Source organism: Nocardia ninae NBRC 108245, from assembly GCF_007990755.1.
Taxonomy (GTDB): domain Bacteria; phylum Actinomycetota; class Actinomycetes; order Mycobacteriales; family Mycobacteriaceae; genus Nocardia; species Nocardia ninae.
On the sequence record NZ_BJXA01000012.1, the window covers coordinates 80,487 to 99,953 of the forward strand.

Here is a 19,467-nt window from a genome sequence, read left to right on the forward strand (position 1 = left end):
ACCCATTCGTGGGTCGGGGCGGCTTGTTTCGTGCTGGTGCGCGGTGGCGCGTTACTCGGTGACGATCGCGATCGCGTCGATCTCGACGAGCATCTCCGCACGCGGCAGTCCCGTGAAAACGGTGGTACGGCTGGGCAATACGTCGCCGGTGGTGTTCGCGCTGACGAACTCGCCGTAGGCCTCGTTCATCGCGGCGAAGTCGTCGCGGGTGGTCAGGTAGACGCGCAGCATCACCACGTCGTCGAACGTCGCGCCGCTCGCGTCGATGATCGCCTTCACGTTCTGCAACGTGCGGATGGTCTGCGCCGCAACGTCGCCCGGGTACAGGTACTCGTTGGTGATCGGGTCCACCGGACCCTGTCCAGAGACCTGCACGAACGGTCCCTTGCGCACGCCCTGGGAGAACGTGTGCGCGGGTGCGGGCGCGTCGGTGGTGCGGACGGCGATCTTCTCACTCATGGTCAGCCTTTCGTGGCGGTGGTGGCTCGGCCGGGAATCCAGCCGAGCTCGGCGGAGATGGCGTCGGCCGCCGCGCGAACCCGCGGCAGTTGGGCCAGTACCTGGTCGTGGTCGAGCAGCATGTCCGGCACCGACATGGAGACCGCGGCGACCACCGCGCCGGTGCCGTTGCGGACCGGGACGCCGATGCAGTTGACGAAGCTCTCGTGCTCCTCGTGGTCCTCCGCATAACCGAGGGCGGCAACCTTTTCCAGCTCGATCAGGTAGCGCTCGGGCGTGCGGATGGTCCGTTCGGTGAACGGGTGGAAGTCGATCTTCTCGGCGATGACCCGCCATTCCGCGCGGGGCAGCGCGGAGATGAGCACCTTCCCGACGGCGGTGCAGTGCAACGGGGCCGGTCGGCCCACCCGCGAGTACATCCGCACGCTCTGGGTGGCGTCGAGCTTGTCGATGTAGATGACATCGCCGGACTCGTAGGTGGCGAGGTGGATCGTCTGCCTGGTGTCGGCGTTCAACGCGCTCAGGTGCGGCCGCGCGAGGGTGCGCACATCGCGCTGCTCCAGTGTGCGGTTGGCCAGTTCGAACAGCCGCGACCCGAGCACATACCGGTGCTGGCTGTCGTGGGTGACGAAGCGCTGCGCCTCCATCGTCTGCAGCAGCCGCAGCACCGTCGATTTGTGCACGCCGAGCTGGGTCGCCAGCTGGTCCAGCGATCGCGAATCCTCGCCGAGGGCAACAAGAATGGTCAACGCACGCGACAAACTCTGACTCATGACTGTGACTCGCTGACTTCAGGGTGACTCATGGGAAGCTCACTCATGAGGCCACATTCTCGATGACGGTGTCGTTGTAATGCAGTTCGGCCCAGGTGGTTTCGTCCACCGCGGCCAACCGTTCCAGTATCGCCGGTGCGGGCAGCTGCGCGCCGTCGCCGGTTCCGGTGAGCGCCGCGGCGGCACAGAGGTGCCCGAAGCGCAGTCGCTGCGCAGGCGGCCGGTCGTGCAGCAGCGCGGCGAGGTACCCGCCGGCGAAAGCGTCACCCGCGCCGATCCGTTCGGTGACCTCCAGCCCGAGCGCGGGCACCTCGACGCGGTGCGTGCCGTCGAATCCGGTGACCGTGTGCGCGTCGTTCTTGACGATCAGCTGTGCGGGTTCGGGGAACATCGCCCGCAATTCGTCGGCGTCGCCGGTGCCGAACACCGCACCGGCCTCGTCCGCGCCGAGGAAGACCACGTCGCAGCCGCGCACGTGCCGGGCGAGCACCTCGGCGGCTTTCTCGGCACGCCCGGCCCAGAGCGCGGGCCGGAAGTTCAGGTCGAAACTGACCAGCCTGCCGTCGCGGGGGAGGGCGAGCAGGGCCTCGGTGAGCGCGGTCGCCGACGCCGAGAGCGCGGTGGTGATCCCGGTGAAGTGGACCAGGTCGCAGCCCGAGAGCAGCCGGGCGGCCGGGGTCGCCGCGAGGTCGGCCGGGGACAGCGCGCTGGCCGCGGAGCCGGTCCGGTAGTACAGCATCCGGCTCGCCCGCTCGGCCAGGTCGGTGGCCTTGCCCGAGCCGCTCCCGCGTTCCTTGACGTACACCGCCGTCGGCCTGCCGGGGTCGGTGACGACCGCCGATACGTCGACGCCGCGTTCGGTGAGGTGGGTGAGCAGGTACCGGCCGAATCCGTCGTCGCCCACCCGCGACAACCAGGCCGTGGCGACCCCCAGCTGCGGCAGCACGGTGGCCACGTTCGCCTCCGCACCGCCCGCCGTCCGCTCGAAGATCTCCGACTCCTCCAGGGGTCCCGGCTGTGCGACCAGCACGGCAAGTCCCTCGCCGACGGTTACCGCCCGTGGGCGGGTCGACGTAGGCCACGTCACACCGATCTCCTTCCTGTGCTTGCGGCCACCGGCCATCCCGTGCAGAATAACCACACGAAACACGATGCGCAACAAGCATTGCAAAATATGCAATAGCGATATGCTATGCAAGAAGATGTGAATCAGCTGGGAAGGAATGCCGTGGCGATCGACGAAGACGTCGTAGCAGGACTCGGAGACCGGACGTTGGGTCCCGAGCACAAAGGGCTGCCGCCCACTGCCTGGGGTCGCACCGCGCGCGAATTCCTCGCCACCACACCGGAGCTCGCGCAGTTCGAGACGCCGCTGCTGACCATCGACCGGTCGGCCGTCGCGGCGAACATCGCCGTCATGGCCGACTGGGCGGCTGCCGCGGGCGTGCAACTCGCGCCGCACGGCAAAACCACTATGTCGCCGCAACTCTGGGCGCAGCAGCTGGCCGCGGGTTGCTGGGGCATCACGCTGGCCACCATCTGGCAGGTGCAGGTGGCGCGCTCGTTCGGGGTCGGCCGGATCCTGCTGGCCAACGCACTCGTCGATCCGGTCGGGTTGCACTGGGTCGCTGCGGAATCGGCGACGGATCCTTCCTTCGAGTTCGTCTGCTGGGCGGACAGCGTCGAAACCGTCGTGCTGATGGACGAGCATCTGCGGACCGCGCCGGGTACGGCTCAGGTCCGGGTACTGGTGGAACTCGGTGGGCCACACGGCCGTACCGGCGCACGCACGGTCGAGCAGGCGCGGGAGGTCGCGGCGGCGATCACCGACGCCGAGCGGCTCACGCTGGCCGGTGTCGGTGGCTACGAAGGCGCGCTCGCACACGACCGCACGCCGGGGGCCACCGACACGGTGCGGCACTATCTCGACGAACTCGCCCGCCTGCACCGTGAAATCGCCGCCGCCGGGCAGTATCCGGACGGTGCGATCGTGACCGCGGGCGGCAGTGCCTACCCGGACCTGGTCGTCGAGCGCCTCGCCGGTCTCGCGGACGAGCAAGGCGCACAGGGTGTTCCGACCTCGGTGGTGCTGCGTTCCGGCGCTTACATCATCCACGACGACGGTTTCTACGCGGGCATCTCCCCGTTCGCCGCGACGCGCAGCGAGAAGCCGCTCCGTTCGGCTATGCACGGCTGGGCGCGCACGCTGTCGCGGCCGGAGCCGGAACTGGCGCTGCTGGACGCGGGCAGGCGCGACCTGCCCTTCGATGAGGGGCTTCCGGTCCCGCAACGCGTTGCGGGACCGGAAGGTTCGGCGCTGGACCCGGCCGCGACGGTATCCGCGCTGAACGATCAGCACACCTTCCTGCGGCTGCCCGCGGGCACCGAGCTACCGGTCGGCGCGGTGGTGCGGCTCGGTCTGTCGCATCCCTGTACCGCCTTCGACAAGTGGCGGCTCATCCCGGTCATCGACGACGCCGACGCGCCGTCGCCGCGGGTCGTCGACTTCCTGCACACCTTCTTCTGAGCCGCGGATCATGACGGACTTACTCTTTCGCGACATCGACATCATCGATGGCACCGGCGCACCGCGATTTCGCGGCGACGTGCTCGTCGAGCAGGGGCGGATTTCACGCATCGCCGAGCCGGGCAGTATCTCCGGTGCCGACCGGGTCATCGATGCCGGACCGGGCGCCGCGCTGTGCCCGGGCTTCATCGACATGCACGCGCACTCCGATCTGCATCTACTGACCGAACCCGGGCACTTCCCGAAGGTCAGTCAGGGCATCACCACCGAGGTGATCGGGCAGGACGGGCTGTCCTACGCCCCGATCGACGACGCCACCCTCGCGGTGGTGCGGCGCCAAATCGCCGGGTGGAACGGCAATCCCGCCGAGCTCGATTTCTCCTGGCGCACCGTTGGTGAGTACCTGGACCGGCTCGATCGCGGGATCACGCCCAACGCAGCCTATTTGGTGCCACAGGGCACACTGCGATTGCTCGTGGTCGGCGCCGACCAGCGTCCGGCGACGGCGGCGGAGATCGGCCGCATGCAGGAGCTGCTCGCGCAGGGGTTGCGCGAGGGCGCGGTCGGCATGTCCAGCGGGCTCACCTACACGCCCGGAATGTACGCCGACACCGGCGAATTGGCGGCGCTGTGCGCGGTGGTCGCCGAGTTCGGCGGGTTCTACGCGCCGCATACCCGGTCCTACGGCGCGGGCGCGCTGGAGGCGTACGCGGAGATGATCGACCTGGCCAAGACGACCGGCTGCGCGCTGCACCTGACTCACGCCACCATGAACTTCCACGTGAATCGTGGCCGCGCACCGGAGTTCCTGGCGCTGATCGATGCCGCGCGAGCCGAGGGCTGCGACATCACCTTGGACACGTACCCGTACCTTCCTGGCGCGACTACACTTTCGGCGCTGCTGCCGAGCTGGGCGATGTCCGGCGGCCCGGACGCGGCTTTAGCTCGCCTCGACGATCCCGAGACGCGGGCGCGAATTGCCTTGGACGTGAACGTGAACGGCTCCGACGGCTGCCACGGCGTGACCGTCGAGTGGGAGACCATCCAGATCAGCGGTGTGGCCAACGGGGAGCTCGAGGGCTACGTCGGCAAACGGCTGGACGAGATCGCCGCAGAACGCGGCATGGCGCCGGTCGAGGTGTTCTTCGACCTGCTGCGCCGGGACCAGCTGGCCACGAGCATCCTGCAGCACGTCGGGCACGAGGAGAACGTGCGCGCGATCATGGTGCACCCCGGGCACATGGGCGGCAGTGACGCGCTGCTCGCCCCGGCTCGGCCGCACCCGCGCGCCTGGGGTACCTTCCCGCGCTACCTGGGCCACTACGTTCGCGAACTCGGTGTGCTCGAGCTCGAAGACTGTGTGCACCATCTGACCGGCCGGCCCGCAGAGCGGCTACGGCTGCGTGACCGTGGGCTCGTCCGGACCGGCTACGCCGCGGATCTCGTGGTGTTCGACCCCGCCACCGTGGTGGACACCGCGACCTTCGACAATCCGAAACAGCAGGCGCGCGGCATCCGGCACGTGCTCGTCAACGGCGAGTTCGCCATCGAGAACGGCGCACCCACCGGCACTCTCGCCGGACGCGCGCTGCGTATGGACGCCTCGCGAAAGGAGACATCGTGACTACCTCGGCCATCGAGGTCATCCGCGCCGACCGCGTGCTGAGCGTGGTACGCGCACCGGAGATCCCCGATCCGGTCGCGCTCGCCGAAGCGCTTGCCTCGGCCGGGATTCGAGCGCTGGAGCTCACCTTCACCACACCGGGTGTGCTCGGTTATCTCGCCGCGGCCACCGCGGCCGAGGGCGCGGTGCTCGGTGTCGGCACCGTGCTCACCGGCGAACAAGCCAAGGCCGCCATCGACAGTGGCGCGCGGTTCCTGGTCACCCCGGGACTGCGCACGGATGTCGCGGAAGTCGCCGCACAGCACGACATCCCGGTCGTGATGGGCGCTTTCACGCCGAGCGAGGTGCTCACCGCCCTCGATCTCGGTGCGGCCGCGGTGAAGATCTTCCCCGCCAGGGCGCTCGGCCCTGGCTACCTGAAGGACCTGCGTGGTCCGTTCCCTGACGTGGCGCTCATCCCTTCCGGGGGCGTCAATGCGGGAAACGCCGCCGAATTCCTTGCCGCGGGCGCGATTGCCGTCACGGCGGGTACCGACGTTGTTTCCCCTTCCGATGTCGCCGCGGGCCGCTGGTCCGAAATCGCTACTCGTGCGGCATCGTTCGTTCGATCCATGAATTGAGAGGTCCACATGGGCGCCGTTGATTGGCTGCGCACCACAACCCCGGGGCTGCTTGTGCTCTGCGGGTTGGCGATCGCCGTGTTGCTGTTCGCCATCATCAAGGTCAAGCTGGAGCCGTTCATCGCGCTGCTGCTCACCGGGCTCGGGCTTGCCCTTGCCGCCGGGCTGCCGGTGTCGAAGATCGTCGGCACCGCGATCAAGGCCGGTGATTCACTGCTGGAGACCGGCTTCGGCGGCATCCTCGGGCACATCGCGGTGATCATCGGGCTCGGCACGGTGCTCGGCGCGATACTCGAACGCTCCGGCGGCGCCGACGTCTTGACCGGCAAGCTGCTGAACCTGTTCGGCGAGAAGGGCGCTCCGTTCGCCATGGGCCTGCTCGGGCTCATCTTCGGCATCCCGGTGTTCTTCGACATCGGCATTTTCGTGCTCGCGCCGCTGATCTATGTGGCCGCCAAGCGCGGTGGCCGTTCGCTGGTGCTGTACGCGATGCCGATGCTCGCGGGTCTGTCGATGACGCACGCCTTCCTGCCGCCGCACCCGGGCCCGGTGGCCCTGGGCGGGCTGCTCGGCGTCAGCCTCGGCTGGTTGATCCTGATGGGATTCGTCTGTGGCCTGCCGGGATTCGTGGCCGCGGGCCTCGTGTGGGGCAGCTACATCGGCAAGCGGATACATGTCGAGGTGCCCGACGAGTTCCTGGTGCGCAAGGAAGACGAGCAGACCGCTCCCGATGAGGGGGAGCGCGTCTCCGGCGGTTCCGGTGGTGTCGCGACCAAGACCGTCACGGTCACCCCGCCTTCGGTCGGGCTGATCGGCGCCATCATCGCCATCCCGCTGGTGCTGATCCTGGGCGCCACCTTCGGAACCCAGCTGCTGGACAAGGACTCCCAGCTGCTTCAGGTGCTGACCTTCTTCGGCACGCCCGCGGTGGCGCTGCTCATCGCGGTGCTGATCGCGTTCTACGTGCTCGGCGTACGGCGCGGATCCACGGTGCAGGAGCTCAGCGAGCTGACCGCGGAATCGTTGCGGCCGGTGGGCATGCTGCTGCTGGTGGTCGGCGCGGGCGCCTTCTTCGGAAAGGTCATCTCCGCCACCGGCATCGGCACCGCCTTGGCGGACACGATGTCCGCGGCCGGGCTGCCGGTGATCGTGCTCGCCTACATCATCAGCTGCGGGCTGCGCATCGCCCAGGGCTCGGCGACCGTCGCGATCGTCACCACGGGCGGCATCGTCGCCCCGCTGGTGGCCAGCCACAACTACTCGCAGATGTCGATCGCGTTGATCGCCATGGCCATCGCCGCGGGCTCGATCATCCTCAGCCACGTCAACGACGGCGGTTTCTGGATCATCGCGAAGTACTTCAACCTGACCGTCAAGCAGACCCTGCAGACCTGGACCGTGCTCGAAACAATCCTGTCCGTGGTGAGTTTCGCGGTCGCGGCGATCTTGTTCGCGATCGTCAGCTGAATCGCGCGGACCATCCGGTCCGCGGTGTCGAGCTCCGTTGCGGGGCCGGACAACTGGTGGCACGGCCGCCCGTCGGAAGCGACGAGCGGTGCCGCCGAGTCCGGCCCCGCTTCGGCGTTTCACCGGAGCGCTGCCGCCGCGCACCACGGCTTCCGAGTCTGGTAGCTCGACGTAACGGGGCCAGTTCAGCACGAGTCGGCACCGAGATCTTCGACCGCGACGGCGATGTCTGGACCAAGAGACTCAGCCGAGCGGAGCAGGCCAGCTGATGCGAGTGGAGACCGACAACGGTCGCCACCTCGCCGACATCCCCTGCGAGGCGGGTTGTGCCTGCGCAGACAAGCTATTCGGGGTGTCGGGCGGTCACCGATCCGTGGTGCGGGTGGCACCGAATACTTGCCGGGCCCGTGCGGTCTTCCCGTCATCCACAGTTTTGATCATTTCTCAATACTCAGGAGTAACAGTGCCTGCTATACGCACATCAGGGTCGATCATCGCTACCGTCACAGCTCTGCTGTGTATCGGGACCGGCCTCGCCACCTCGGTCCACGCAGACCCGCCCGACGCCTCCAGGTGTACAGGCGACAAGGCCCGGAATGCCGACGACAAACCGTTCATCGTCCACTACTGCCTGCTCGCGTCCAGCGCCGCCCAACGTGCCCATATAGCGGGCGAGGTGACCGTGGCTGCGGCGACCGAAGGCAACGATGGCCGTGGCCGTGCTGGAGGGGAGGCTGATGGAAATGCCTCGGCTGCGGCGGAAGCGGCGATCGAGGCCAGCACCGCCGAGGACGCCGCGGCCGCCGCTTCAGATGCGGCCAACTATGCCGCCACTGCGGTCAACCTTGCGACCGGGATCGACCTCCCCGATTCGGACGGTGCGCCCCAAAACGAGGACACTGCCATCCGTGCCGCCGCTGCCACCGCGAGAGCCGTTGCACATGCTGTTCGGTTGACGCGCATCGATGCCAAGAATCCACAGTTGGCCAACACTGCCGCAAGGAAGGAACAGGTAGCGGTCCAAACCTCGCAAGAGTACTTCAACGGGAAACCAGAAAATCCGGTGAAGATTACCGAACTGCCTGAGTAAACGAGCTAGACGCCATCAAACTCCACACAAGCGCGTGCCCGATACCCGCGAGGCCGCCGCGGCGACCGCGCGAGGTCCTCGGTGGGTGGGGTCGGTGGGCCGCGGCCTACGCTCGTGACGATCCGAGAGGGAGGAGTCACGATGGCTGAGGCGATCATCGTCGGCGGCGGAATCGGCGGGCTGACCACCGCCGTCGCATTGATCCGGCGCGGCTGGACGGTGGAGGTGCTGGAGCGGGCTCCCGAGATCAGCGAGGTCGGTGCGGGAATTTCGCTGTGGCCGAACGCGCTTCGCGCACTCGATGCCATCGGTCTCGGTGATCAGGTGCGTGCGCGGGCCATCGAGGAAGGCTCGTCGGGGATCCGGGACAGCTCGGGGCGGTGGCTGTCGCGCATGGATGTCGAAGGGATTCGCGCGCGGTACGGCAGCCCGATCATGATGCACCGCGCCGATCTGCTGGACATCCTGCTCGCGGCGCTCCCGGAAGCGGTGCTGCGCGCAGGCGTCGCGGTGTCCGAGGCACGGACCGATGGCACCGTCGTGCACTCCGCGGGTACGTCCACCGGTGACCTGGTCGTCGGCGCCGACGGTATTCGCAGTGTCGTGCGTAGTGCGGTCTGCGGCGACGTTACCCCGCGCTACAGCGGTTACACCGCTTGGCGGCTGGTGACCACTCCCGCCGAGCCGATCAACGGTTTGGGCGAAACCTGGGGCCGCGGTGAACGTTTCGGCCTCGGCGGGCTCTCCGATGGTCGGGTCTACTGCTTCGCGGTCGCCAACATGCCCGAGGGCAGGCCCGGTGGCGGCCTGGCCGAGTTGCGCCGCCGCTTCGGTACCTGGCACGAGCCGATCCCGTCGCTGCTCGCGGCGGCCGAGGAGTCCGCCGTCCTCAAACACGACCTCTACGATCTTCCCGACCTGAAAACCTATGTCGCCGAACACATCGCCCTCGTCGGCGACGCCGCCCACGCGATGACGCCCAACCTGGGGCAGGGGGCCTGTCAGGCGATCGAAGACGCCGTCATCCTCGCTCGGGTGGCCACCGAGGACGCCGACCTGACCAGATACGACCGGGAGCGCAAACCCCGGACCCAAATGATCGTCGCCCGCTCTCGCCACATGGGCACGATCGCGCAGTTGTCGTCGCCGCCGCTCGTCGCGATCCGTAATGCGGCGCTGCGTCTGGTTCCCACCTCGGCGCAGGCCAAATCCCTTGCGCCGGTGCTCGACTGGACCTGCTGACGTTCGGGCCGCCGGCTCCGGTCGGTCCCACCCTCGCGGCGCTCAATTATGTTCCTGCGCAGGAAAATCGCGCAGCGCGCGGTGGCAGCGAGTGGCCTGGGCGCGCAGGGCGGTGACCAGTTCCGGCGGGCCGGACAGCAGCGTGAAGTCGATGTCGACCGAGGTGATCATCCAGACGAGGGCGTCGGGGGTCTCCGCACCTACCTGGAGGCGGCAGGTTTGCGCGTCGACGGGTTCGAGGACGCCCATGCCCGGCCAGATGTTCGGAGTGGCGGCCTCGGCGAAGGTATGCAGCAGGACGGTGGCCTGATACGGCCAGGCGCGGGTGGACAGTTGGTGCGAAAGATAGGTGGCGACATCGCCTTCCGGCGGTTCGCGCGGGGTGAAGCGCGGGCCGGTGGGGATGCGCGGGGTGAGTCGGTCGGCGCGGAAGGTGCGCCAGTCGGCGCGGTCGACGTCCCAGGCCACCAGGTACCAGTGGCGGCTGAAGTGGACGAGAGTGTGTGGTTCCACCGTGCGGACGGTGGTAGCTCCGTTGTGGGCGCGGTAGTCGAAGCGGAGGCGCTCGTGGCGTTGGCAGGCCTCGGCGACGGCCATCAAGGTGTCCGGTGCGACCGCCTCGCCAGGGGTACCGACTCGTACGGTGGCGCCGCGCAAGGTACGGACGCGGTGGCGCAGGCGCGGCGGCAGCACCTGCTCGAGTTTGGTCAGCGCGCGCAGCGACGACTCTTCGATGCCCGCCACCGTTCCGTCGGACGCGCTGCGCAGGCCGACCGCCACCGCGACCGCCTCGTCGTCGTCGAGCAGCAGCGGGGGAAGGGCCGCACCCGCGCCGAGGCGGTAGCCGCCGGTGCCCTGGGTGGCGTGCACCGGATAGCCGAGTTCGCGGAGCCGGTCGACATCGCGGCGCACCGTGCGGCTGGTGACGTGCAGTCGTTCGGCCAGCTCGGCCCCGGTCCAGTCGCGGTGGGCCTGTAGCAGAGCGAGCAGTCTGAGCAGGCGTGCCGACGTCTCCAACATGCCATCCAGCATGGCAGAGTGTTAGGAACAGGACTGTCCTAAGTGGCGATCGCTAGTCGCTGTAGAGTGCGTGCATTCGAGCTGCCGTCTCGGCCACTCGGGCCCGCAATTCCGGCGGATCGAGCACCTCGGCGTATTCGCCGAGTGGCAGCAGGCCGTGGGCGAGCACCTCGTACGACTCCGAGGGCAAGGTCAGTTCGACCCAGCCTGCCGCGTCGGGCTCGGACGCCGTGGCCATTGCCTCGGCGATCGCGGCCGGCTCGTTCATCAACCGCAGCAGCCGTAGATGCGTGGCGGCGATCCGGCAGCGGGCGCGGACCCGCAGCATCGATTGCGCGAAATCGTCGGCGGCCGTGGACCAATGGGCGGGCAGATCGAAATCCGCTGGCCGGTCGAAGGATTCGCCGGTCGGCTCGGCGGAGATGATTCTGCTGACCCGGTAGGAGCGGATCGCCGTGCCGTCGCGCGCGACCAAATACCAAGTGCCCGCCTTCATGACCAGGCCGAGGGGGTCGAGCGTGCGGTCGACGACCTTGTCCTTGCGGCCGTAGCGCACCCGCAGCGTGCGGTCGTGCCAGAGTCCGTCGGCGACGGTGTTCAGGGTGGGCGTCTCGTCGGGTCGGTGGAACCAGCCGGGCGCGTCGATGTGCACGCGCTCGGCGATTCTGGTTGCGCGGCCGCGTAATTCGGGCGGCAGGGCGGCCAGCACTTTGAGCTGAGCGGTGGCGAGTACGGTGCCGAGGCCGAGATCGGCTGCCGCACCGGGTAATCCGGCGAGCAGCACGGCGTCGGCTTCGTCGGTCGTCAAGCCGGTCAGCCGAGTGCGGTAGCCGTCGACCAGGCGCACGCCGCCCGCGCGGCCCGGCTCGCTGTAGACCGGCACGCCGGCGGCGGACAGCGCCTCGACGTCCCGGTACACGGTGCGCACCGACACCTCGAGTTCCTTGGCGAGCTCGCCCGCCGTGGTTCGGCCGCGGGTTTGCAGGATCAGCAGCAGCTGCACCAGTCGACTTGCTCGCATCAGTTGAGATTAGTCAGAAAACTGGACAGGAGATGTCAAGGATGGCTCGTATTGTCCTCGATATGGCCACTTGGAGTGAATTCACCGCAGAAGCACCGCGCATCGCCGAGATCTTCGTTCGCCGACACGCTGCCGCAGGCAACCTGTGCATGCTCGGCACCCTGCGCTCGGACGGATTTCCGCGAATCAGTCCGATCGAGCCGCGGCTGTTCGAGGACATGTTGGTGATCGCGGGGATGCCCGGCACCACCAAGTTCCGCGATCTCGCCCGCGATCCGCGCTTCTGTCTGCACACCGCCACCATGGACACGAACGTCAGCGACGGTGACGCGAAGCTGTTCGGCACCGTGGTGGATGTCCAGGACAAGGAGGTGCACGTTCGTTTCGCGCAGGACCTGTTCGAGGAGAGCGGGTTCGATATTCGGGGCCAGGAGTTCGACCACTTCTACGTCGCCGACTTGACCAGTGCCTCGACCGTCGAAGCGGCTGAGGATCACCTGGATATCACCATTTGGAAGCCCGGCGAAGGCGAGCGGGTAGTGCAAAAGCGCTGATGCGCTCGGGTCAGTCCTTGCGGGGCAACCGGTTGAGGACTTCGGTGGCGAGCTGTTGCGGATCGATGCCGAGTGCGCGCAGCGCGGGATGCACGACCTCGTCCTCATGGGCGAGCAGTCCGAGCATCAGGTGCCCGGTGTCGGCTCTGCTGTTGCTGGTCTTGTGGGCTTCGGTGTCGGCGCGGGCCAATGCGCGCAGCACCAGCGGGGTGAAGCGCGGGTTGACCGGCGCGGAAGCAGGGTGGGTCGCGACGGCCGCCAAGGCTCGCCGGAGCTTCTCGTGTCCGAGTCCCAGCGCATCGACCGCAGCGGCGATCGGGGTATCGGGCTCGTCGTCGGCCGTGCTGGTCAGTGCGAGCAACAGGTCGCTCGCCTCGATGTGCGCGTGATTGAGCGCCCGCGCCTCCCGCAGGCTGTTCTCCAGCGCTTTCCTGGCTTGCTTGGTGAAGGGAATGTTCCCGGACACGCTGTAGTCGGCCGTCCCCGGCGTCAGCGCGATCTGCACCCTGGCCGCGGCGGGCTCGATGCCCAGCTCCGCCAGCGCACGCGCGGTGGTGGCCGCGGAACCGATCTCGCAGGCGCGGAGGATGGCGAGCAGCATGTGCTCCGGGCCGATGTAGTCGTGGCCGTGTTCTCGTGCCTCTTCTTGTGTCAGCACGATCACCCGACGGGCCTGATCGGAGAATCTCTCGAACATAGCGACCCCCTTTCGGCCATTGGCCGCTGCTATCGATGGTAGTCAACATCCGGAGCCGCTGGTCGATATCAGCGGTGTCGGGTGCCGGACGCGACTACGGCGCGGCAGATCGGGCGCTCGGCATTCAGTCGCTCTCGGTCAAGGCTCGGAGGCGACGGGTGAGAAAGGCTCGCTCGGCCGAATTCTCGGTGCGGGCGAGCGCCGCGTCGACAGCGACCACGGCTTCGCTTGTGCGACCGAGTCGTTCGAGGAGGTCGGCCCGAATCGCGTGGTACAGGTAGTACTTCGCGAGGTCGAGATCGTCGAGCAGCGCGAGCGCGACGGCGGGGTCGTCGACTTCGGCGACCGCTACCGCCCGATTGAGCGCGACGATCGGACTCGGCGTCAGCGCGGTCAACTGGTCGTAGAGCTGGATGATCTGTGGCCAGTCGGTGGCGGCTGCGGTCGGGGCGTCGGTGTGCACGGCGTTGATCGCCGCTTGGATCTGATACGGCCCAGGTTGGTTGCGGCGCAGGCACTCTCGCACGATCGCGTGACCATCCGCGATGCGTTCGCGGTCCCAGTTGTCGCGGTCTTGTTCCGGCAGCGGGATCAGTGATCCGTCGGCGGCGGTGCGGGCCGCTCGGCGTGCGTCGGTCAACAGCATGAGGGCGAGCAGCCCGGCGGCTTCCGGTTCGTCGGGCATGAGTTCGGTGAGCAAGCGGCCGAGGCGGATCGCTTCGGCGCAGAGCTCGGCGCGGGTGAGACTGTCCCCGGCGGTGGCCGTGTGCCCCTCGGTGAAGATCAGATAGATGATCGCGAGGACGGCGTCCAGCCGGGCCGGCAGGTCGGCGACGGCGGGCACGCGATAGGGGATGCGGGCGTCGCGGATCTTGCCTTTGGCGCGGACAAGTCGTTGCGCCATAGTCGATTCCGAAGTCAGGAAGGCGTGGGCGATCTCCGCGGTGGTGAGCCCGCCGAGCAGTCGTAAGGTGAGCGCCACCTGGGCGGTGCGGGACAGCGCGGGGTGGCAGCAGGTGAAGATCAGCCGTAGACGGTCGTCGTGCACCGCACCCTCCTCGGCCGGTTCGCAGTCAGCCTGCAACAGTGCGGCCTGGGCATACTTGTCCGCGCGGGCGGCTTCCCTGCGGAGTCGATCGATCGCTCGGTGGCGTGCGGTCGTGATGATCCAGCCGGGCGGGCTCGGCGGCAGCCCGTCCGACGGCCAGCGCCGGACCGCCGCGGTGAACGCGTCCTGCACCGCGTCCTCGGCGACACCGATATCGCCGAAGACGCGGGTCAGGCTCGCGACCGCGCGGCCGTAATGTTCGGCGAACACTCGCTCGATCGCCGCGGTGGTCACGGGTGCGTTCATCTAACTGTCGTGCAGTGGCCGGACCTCGATCGGCAGCGTGATCGCCGCGGCCAGCCTGCGACCCCACTCCAGGGCTTCGTCGAGATCGGCGGACTGGATGATGGTAAAGCCGCCGATGTGTTCCTTGCCCTCGACGTACGGGCCGTCGGTGACCAGCGCTTCGTCGTCCTTGACGCGCACCACGGTTGCGGTGCTCGGGGGATGCAGACCGGCGGCGAAGACCCACGCGCCCGAGGACTTCAGATCGTCGTTTACCGCGTCGACATCACGCATGATCTCGTCGATATTGTCGGGTACGCCGTCACCGTCGGGTTGGTAGATGCTCAGCAGATATTGCTTCATCGAAATGCTCCTTCGGACAGGCCGGCCTGGTGCCGGCTTCACCGACTACACGATCGGGCACCCATCGAATCGACACCTCCGGTGAACTTTTTCAGGCGGGATCGGTGAGGGCTTGGACTCGACCGTAGCTCGGGGCTTCGCTGGTGGTGGGGTTGTCGTCGCGGACCGCGCGGGCGGCGTCGACGGCGGCGGCCAATGCCGTGCGGTACAGCAGCGAACCGGTGCTCACCCGGCGGACACCGAGGTCGGCGAGCGTGGTGAGCGAAGGGCCGGTCGGCGAGTAGAGGACGTTGAGGGGCAGTGGGGTAGCGGCGACGATCCGGCTGATTTCGTCGGGGTCGGTGAGACCGGGGACGAAGATGCCGTCGGCGCCCGCGGCCGTGTACTGGTCGACGCGGGGGCGGGTGGTGTCGGTGTCGAGTTTCAGCCAGTAGGTGTCGACGCGGGCGTTGACGAACAGCTCGGGGGAACGGGCCTTGATCGCCGCGATCAACTCGGACTGGTGATCCGGTTCGGCCAGTGTGGTTTCCGCACGGCCGTCCTCCAGATTGACTCCGGCGATACCCAATCCCGCTAGTTGCGCGACGTATTCGGCGACAGCGCTGGGGTTTTCGCTGAAGCCCCCTTCGATGTCGACCGTGACCGGCACCGGCAGCCGGACGAGTAACCGGGCCAGTGCCATCGTCGCGTCGGCGGTGACCCCGGTGCCGTCCGGCAGACCTGTCGCGACGGCGACGCCGAGGCTGGTGGTCCCGATCGCCGGGAACCCTTCGGCCGCAAGGATTGCCGCGGAACCGAAGTCCCAGGCGTTCGGCAGGACCAGCGGCCGGTCGCCGTGGTGCAGTTCGTGGAAGATCTTCGTCTTGTTCATGCGGACCCCTCGATGATTCCGGCGGCGATGGCGATGGCGTGCGCTCGGCCGGGGCAGGCGTGTGGGCCCGCCCCGAATCCCAGTCCAGGGTGCCGCATGTCGAGCTCGACGACCGCTCCGTCGACGAACCGTCTGGTCGAGCGAAGCGGCGGGTTCTCGATCATGGTCCGCTCGATGATCTGCTCGGCGGTGCCTTCGGTGGTCAGCTGCCGAGTGTTGGCGATCAGTGCGCTGGTTGCGGCACAAGCTTGCACCAGCAGGCAGATTCGGGCGGCCGTGGTGTCGTCGGCGACGCCGCTGATTGCCGTTACCAACTCGGCGACGGCTTCGTCGGCCGCGGGGTTGTCCGGCTCGTATGGTTGATAGTGTGCGGCGACCAGTGCTACTGCGTCGACGGAAATGTTCTGCAGGCCAAGGGCTTCCGCCAAAACGCGGACATGGGGCAGTGGTCCGGCGGTGGTGCTGACCCGCTCGCGCAGATCGGCGGGGGAGAGCCGGTCGAGTTCCGCAGTGACCAATGCCCGCAACCGCTGATGCTCGGCGCCCTCGGCGAAGCGCGGCACGTGGGAGCGCAGCCACGCGAGGCCGATCGGCGCATCCACCCGGGGCACGGCGGGCACCGGTGCGTTGATCAATGTGGCGCGCACCTGCTCAGGGTTGGTGATCGAAGGGGCTGTCATGCCGTGACCGTATCCCCGGATCATTTCGGTGGCCGCCGAAACGTTCGCGCACCATCATGGGGTGGTGTCATCCAGAGGAGCCGAACTGGCAGGTCTCGCCGCGTTGCTCGCCGACCGCACCCGCGCCGACATGTGTCTCGCCTTGGTCGACGGCCGCGCCTGGACCGCAGGTGAGCTCGCCCGTCACGCCGGAGTGGCCGCGTCCACCGCGACCGAACACCTCAATCGTCTCCTCGCGGGCGGGCTGCTCATCGAACGCCGCCAAGGCAGGCATCGCTACGTCCAATTGGCGGGACCGCAGGTCGCCGACCTACTGGAGTCCATGGTCACCCACCTGGACCCACCCCGTCCGACGGTGACCAATCTCCGAACCGCCACTGCCGCAGCAGCTTTGGCAAACGGTCGCACCTGCTACGACCACCTGGCCGGACGCTTGGGCGTCGCCATCACCGATGCCATGTCCACCCAGGCCTTCCTCGATCAGGACAACGGTTTCGCCCTCACCGAAGCCGGTCTCACCTGGCTGACCGGCCCGCTCGGCATCGACCCCGCCACCCTGCACGCCACCCGCCGCCCCCTCGCCCGCCCCTGCCTCGACTGGACCGAACGCCGCACCCACCTGGGCGGCGCCGCAGGCGCCCACCTCTGCCGCCGCCTCCACGAACTCCACTGGATCACCCGAATCGGCACCGGCCGCGCCATCCGCCTCACCCCGAAAGGCGAATCCGCCCTGCAAACTTCGCTGGCCCTCGACCTTTCCGCCCTGCAACCCCCTACACCGCATCCCGCAACTGCCGCAGCCGATAAGCCACCCGCGAAACAACCCCCGCCAACATCCTGGCCCCCGACTCCAACCGCTCCAGCAACTCCACCAACTCATCCTCGGTAGCCCGCGAAACATCCACCCCCCGCACCCCAGCCACCGCACCCTCCAGCGCCCTGACCTGCTCCTCAAAGGATTCGTTCGAACGCATGTTCTAATGATAGCAGTTCTGGTCCACAGCACGTGCTCGTCGCGAACGCTGCGACGAAGCAGGCCCGTACGCCCCACACCCTGATGACCACGTCTGGTGGCAATCTCTATCCGGGCGCAGAACGCGCGGACCGGACTCGGGATGTCCGCACCCAGCACATCGCATCCAACGCAGCATTCTCAGGAGGTCGGTCCGGCTCAGTGGGCGTGGATGCCGATGAAGGACAACAGGATTTCGGCGGATCGGGTGGGATTCTCGACCTGGGGTGAGTGGCCGACGCCCGGCACGGTCACCACCGTCGCGTCGGGAACGGTGCGATATTCGGCGGTGGAGGTGGAGCAGCGCCACCGGCGGTCTTGTTCACCGAAGATCACCAGCAGGGGTTTGCCCAGGACGGTCAGCCGGTCCGGAAGGGCGCGCTGGTTCAGATAGTCGCGACTGGCCGCCGAGGTCGCGGTGAGGGCATGATGGGTCATGCCACGCAAGTCGCCGACGAACTGTTGCGGGATCGGGTAGCTGTCGGTGGCGAACGCACTGCTCAGAGCCTGGCGGAGGAGGTCGTCGGTGCGTAACTGCCACATCGCTTCCCCGAGGACCGGAGTCGTGAGCAGCCGGCCGGCGGGACTTTCGGAAGTATCGGCACCGAGGGTGGGGCCGGTGTCGACGAGCACCAGCGCGGTCACCAGGTCGGGGCGTTGCTCGGCGAGCGAGGTGGCCACCGCGCCTCCGGTGGAGTGGCCGACCGCGATCGCGTGCCGGACACCGAGCTGGTCCAGTGCTCCGGCGACCCGCTTGCCTTGCTCCGGGATCGAGTAGCCGGCGCCGTCGGGTTTGTCCGAGCTGCCGTGCCCGAGCAGGTCGAGGCGGATAACGTGGTAGGAGTCGGCCAGCAGCGGCACCAGCCGGTCCCACCAGTGGGTGGATGCGCCGAGCCCATGGATCAAGACCAGGGCAGGGCCGCCGCCGAGGCCGTCCTGGCTGACATGGATGTTCTGACCGTCGATGGTGAGTGTCGATTCGACGGTGGCCGCGGCGCTGTGGTGAGCGGTCACCACCGAGTTTCCCAGCAGCAGCACGACAATCGCGCTGACGATGGCCACAGCGAGGAGGCGGTGCTTGCGGCGTTTTCCCGCGCGCCGCTGGTCCAGCCGGGTTCCGTGCGAATGGTTGTCGATTACGGGTGAAGTCACGCCCTCACTGTCGCCGCCGGTGGGGACCGATGGCTTGAACAAATGTTCCCCGACCTCCAGCATATGAGGGTGCGCTTCACTGGGCCGGAACCTGTCTGGGATGTCGTTTGTCCGCCCCGGCCGAGCCGGATACCCGGTGTCCGCATGGCTGGATTCCGCGATCATGGTGCGAAACCTGTTGACCAGCGGGCGCTTCCGCATCCTGCCGTGACAATGCTGCTGGAGTTCGGCGCGCGTTCGCCGGTCGTGGACGACGCCGCCGGACAGTGTCGGGGCAGTCTCGCCGCCGGTCTGGGAACCAGTACGCGACGCGTACGCGGCGAGCAGATCGAATGCGTGCAAGTGCGGTTGTCGCCGCTGATCGCGGGCGCCGTGCTGAGCGCCTCCCCCGCCGAATTGACCGACGCCGTTGTGCATCTGGACGACCTATGGGGCCAGGAGGCGGCACGGATCCGCGAGCAGCTGGCCGAGACCCCTTCGTGGACAGAGCGTTTCGCTCTCATCGAGGTGTTGCTGGCTCGCCGCTGCGTGGCCGAACCTTCGGCCGAGCCGGAAGTGATCTGGGCCTGGCGGCGTATTCGGGCCGGGCGCGGTTTGGTCCGGATCGATGGCCTGGCCGACGAGGTCGGTTGGAGCCGCAAACGCCTGTGGTCCCGGTTCCGAGCGCAATTCGGTGTGCCGCCCAAGCGGGCGGCGACACTGGTCCGCTTCGACCGTGCCGTCCACGGACTCGCCGCCGGTGCCGACCCGGCCCGGGTTGCCGCCGACAACGGCTACGCTGACCAATCCCACCTGCACCGCGATATCGTCGCGTTCACCGGCGTGACGCCGGCGGCCGTGGCCGGCGAATCCTGGCTGGCTGTCGACGACATCGCCTGGCCCGGTACCAGCCGTCGTGCCGCTAGCCCTGCCTTCGACGAATCGACCCGGCCACCGGGCTGACGCAAGACACAGTTTTCTGC

Annotated in this window: 20 protein-coding genes; 9 read left to right on the forward strand and 11 right to left on the reverse strand. The window is 68.1% G+C overall.

Features of this window, described 5'->3' with window-relative positions:
• Positions 1-51 precede the first annotated feature (51 nt).
• Genes NN4_RS11860 through NN4_RS11870 form a run of 3 tightly spaced genes read right to left on the reverse strand, consistent with a single transcriptional unit; the run spans position 52 to position 2,319 of the window.
• Positions 52-459 carry a RidA family protein gene (locus tag NN4_RS11860; RefSeq protein WP_135236058.1) on the reverse strand — a complete coding sequence of 136 codons (408 nt, stop codon included), beginning with the start codon at positions 457-459 and terminating at the stop codon, positions 52-54.
• Between the two features lie 2 nt (positions 460-461).
• Entirely contained in the window at positions 462-1,232 is a 771-nt protein-coding gene (locus NN4_RS11865; protein ID WP_147129965.1) for an IclR family transcriptional regulator, read from the reverse strand.
• A gap of 43 nt (positions 1,233-1,275) precedes the next feature.
• Positions 1,276-2,319, reverse strand: a complete 1,044-nt coding sequence (locus tag NN4_RS11870; protein WP_246180832.1) for a sugar kinase — start codon at positions 2,317-2,319, stop codon at positions 1,276-1,278.
• Positions 2,320-2,424: 105 nt separating this feature from the next.
• On the opposite strand from NN4_RS11870, the gene NN4_RS11875 reads away from it, so the two are divergent.
• The 6 genes from NN4_RS11875 (at position 2,425) to NN4_RS11900 (ending at position 9,802) form a co-directional block, all read left to right on the forward strand.
• Positions 2,425-3,759, forward strand: coding sequence for a type III PLP-dependent enzyme domain-containing protein (locus NN4_RS11875; RefSeq protein ID WP_147129966.1), 1,335 nt, complete (start codon positions 2,425-2,427; stop codon positions 3,757-3,759).
• A 10-nt stretch (positions 3,760-3,769) separates the two neighbouring features.
• Complete coding sequence (locus tag NN4_RS11880; protein WP_147129967.1) at positions 3,770-5,383, forward strand: N-acyl-D-amino-acid deacylase family protein; 1,614 nt, start codon at positions 3,770-3,772, stop codon at positions 5,381-5,383.
• Entirely contained in the window at positions 5,380-6,003 is a 624-nt protein-coding gene (locus NN4_RS11885; RefSeq protein WP_147129968.1) for a bifunctional 4-hydroxy-2-oxoglutarate aldolase/2-dehydro-3-deoxy-phosphogluconate aldolase, read from the forward strand. Before NN4_RS11880 ends, NN4_RS11885 begins: the two co-directional genes overlap by 4 nt.
• A gap of 9 nt (positions 6,004-6,012) precedes the next feature.
• Positions 6,013-7,470: a GntP family permease gene (locus tag NN4_RS11890; RefSeq protein WP_147129969.1), complete on the forward strand. Its 1,458-nt coding sequence runs from the start codon at positions 6,013-6,015 to the stop codon at positions 7,468-7,470.
• Between the two features lie 463 nt (positions 7,471-7,933).
• Positions 7,934-8,560: a hypothetical protein gene (locus NN4_RS11895; RefSeq protein WP_147129970.1), complete on the forward strand. Its 627-nt coding sequence runs from the start codon at positions 7,934-7,936 to the stop codon at positions 8,558-8,560.
• Between the two features lie 141 nt (positions 8,561-8,701).
• Complete coding sequence (locus tag NN4_RS11900; protein WP_147129971.1) at positions 8,702-9,802, forward strand: FAD-dependent oxidoreductase; 1,101 nt, start codon at positions 8,702-8,704, stop codon at positions 9,800-9,802.
• Positions 9,803-9,844: 42 nt separating this feature from the next.
• Here the strand turns inward: NN4_RS11900 and NN4_RS11905 are convergent, their stop codons facing one another.
• Both NN4_RS11905 and NN4_RS11910 read right to left on the reverse strand, forming a co-directional pair.
• Positions 9,845-10,822: a helix-turn-helix transcriptional regulator gene (locus tag NN4_RS11905; protein ID WP_147129972.1), complete on the reverse strand. Its 978-nt coding sequence runs from the start codon at positions 10,820-10,822 to the stop codon at positions 9,845-9,847.
• A 52-nt stretch (positions 10,823-10,874) separates the two neighbouring features.
• Positions 10,875-11,843, reverse strand: a complete 969-nt coding sequence (locus NN4_RS11910) for a helix-turn-helix transcriptional regulator (RefSeq protein ID WP_147129973.1) — start codon at positions 11,841-11,843, stop codon at positions 10,875-10,877.
• Between the two features lie 62 nt (positions 11,844-11,905).
• On the opposite strand from NN4_RS11910, the gene NN4_RS11915 reads away from it, so the two are divergent.
• Positions 11,906-12,397, forward strand: a complete 492-nt coding sequence (locus NN4_RS11915) for a pyridoxamine 5'-phosphate oxidase family protein (protein WP_147129974.1) — start codon at positions 11,906-11,908, stop codon at positions 12,395-12,397.
• 10 nt (positions 12,398-12,407) lie between these two features.
• Here NN4_RS11915 and NN4_RS46575 read toward each other — a convergent pair whose 3' ends face one another.
• From NN4_RS46575 to NN4_RS11940, 5 genes are all read right to left on the reverse strand, one after another.
• Entirely contained in the window at positions 12,408-13,094 is a 687-nt protein-coding gene (locus NN4_RS46575) for a Clp protease N-terminal domain-containing protein (RefSeq protein WP_147129975.1), read from the reverse strand.
• Positions 13,095-13,218: 124 nt separating this feature from the next.
• A complete protein-coding gene (locus NN4_RS11925; protein WP_147129976.1) occupies positions 13,219-14,448 on the reverse strand; it encodes an RNA polymerase sigma factor in 1,230 nt (409 codons plus the stop codon).
• Positions 14,449-14,790 carry a YciI family protein gene (locus tag NN4_RS11930; RefSeq protein ID WP_147129977.1) on the reverse strand — a complete coding sequence of 114 codons (342 nt, stop codon included), beginning with the start codon at positions 14,788-14,790 and terminating at the stop codon, positions 14,449-14,451. It lies immediately after the preceding gene.
• A gap of 91 nt (positions 14,791-14,881) precedes the next feature.
• On the reverse strand, positions 14,882-15,661 hold the full coding sequence (locus tag NN4_RS11935; RefSeq protein ID WP_147129978.1) for an isocitrate lyase/PEP mutase family protein: 780 nt from the start codon (positions 15,659-15,661) through the stop codon (positions 14,882-14,884).
• Complete coding sequence (locus tag NN4_RS11940) at positions 15,658-16,341, reverse strand: cytochrome P450 family protein (protein ID WP_147129979.1); 684 nt, start codon at positions 16,339-16,341, stop codon at positions 15,658-15,660. The genes NN4_RS11935 and NN4_RS11940 overlap by 4 nt, the downstream gene beginning before the upstream one ends.
• A 64-nt stretch (positions 16,342-16,405) precedes the next feature.
• Here NN4_RS11940 and NN4_RS11945 point away from each other — a divergent pair, with 64 nt between their 5' ends.
• Positions 16,406-17,230 carry an ArsR/SmtB family transcription factor gene (locus NN4_RS11945; RefSeq protein WP_147129980.1) on the forward strand — a complete coding sequence of 275 codons (825 nt, stop codon included), beginning with the start codon at positions 16,406-16,408 and terminating at the stop codon, positions 17,228-17,230.
• Positions 17,231-17,512: 282 nt separating this feature from the next.
• Here NN4_RS11945 and NN4_RS11950 read toward each other — a convergent pair whose 3' ends face one another.
• A complete protein-coding gene (locus tag NN4_RS11950; protein ID WP_246180833.1) occupies positions 17,513-18,505 on the reverse strand; it encodes an alpha/beta fold hydrolase in 993 nt (330 codons plus the stop codon).
• Between the two features lie 213 nt (positions 18,506-18,718).
• On the opposite strand from NN4_RS11950, the gene NN4_RS11955 reads away from it, so the two are divergent.
• Complete coding sequence (locus NN4_RS11955) at positions 18,719-19,447, forward strand: helix-turn-helix domain-containing protein (protein WP_246180834.1); 729 nt, start codon at positions 18,719-18,721, stop codon at positions 19,445-19,447.
• Positions 19,448-19,467: the final 20 nt, after the last annotated feature.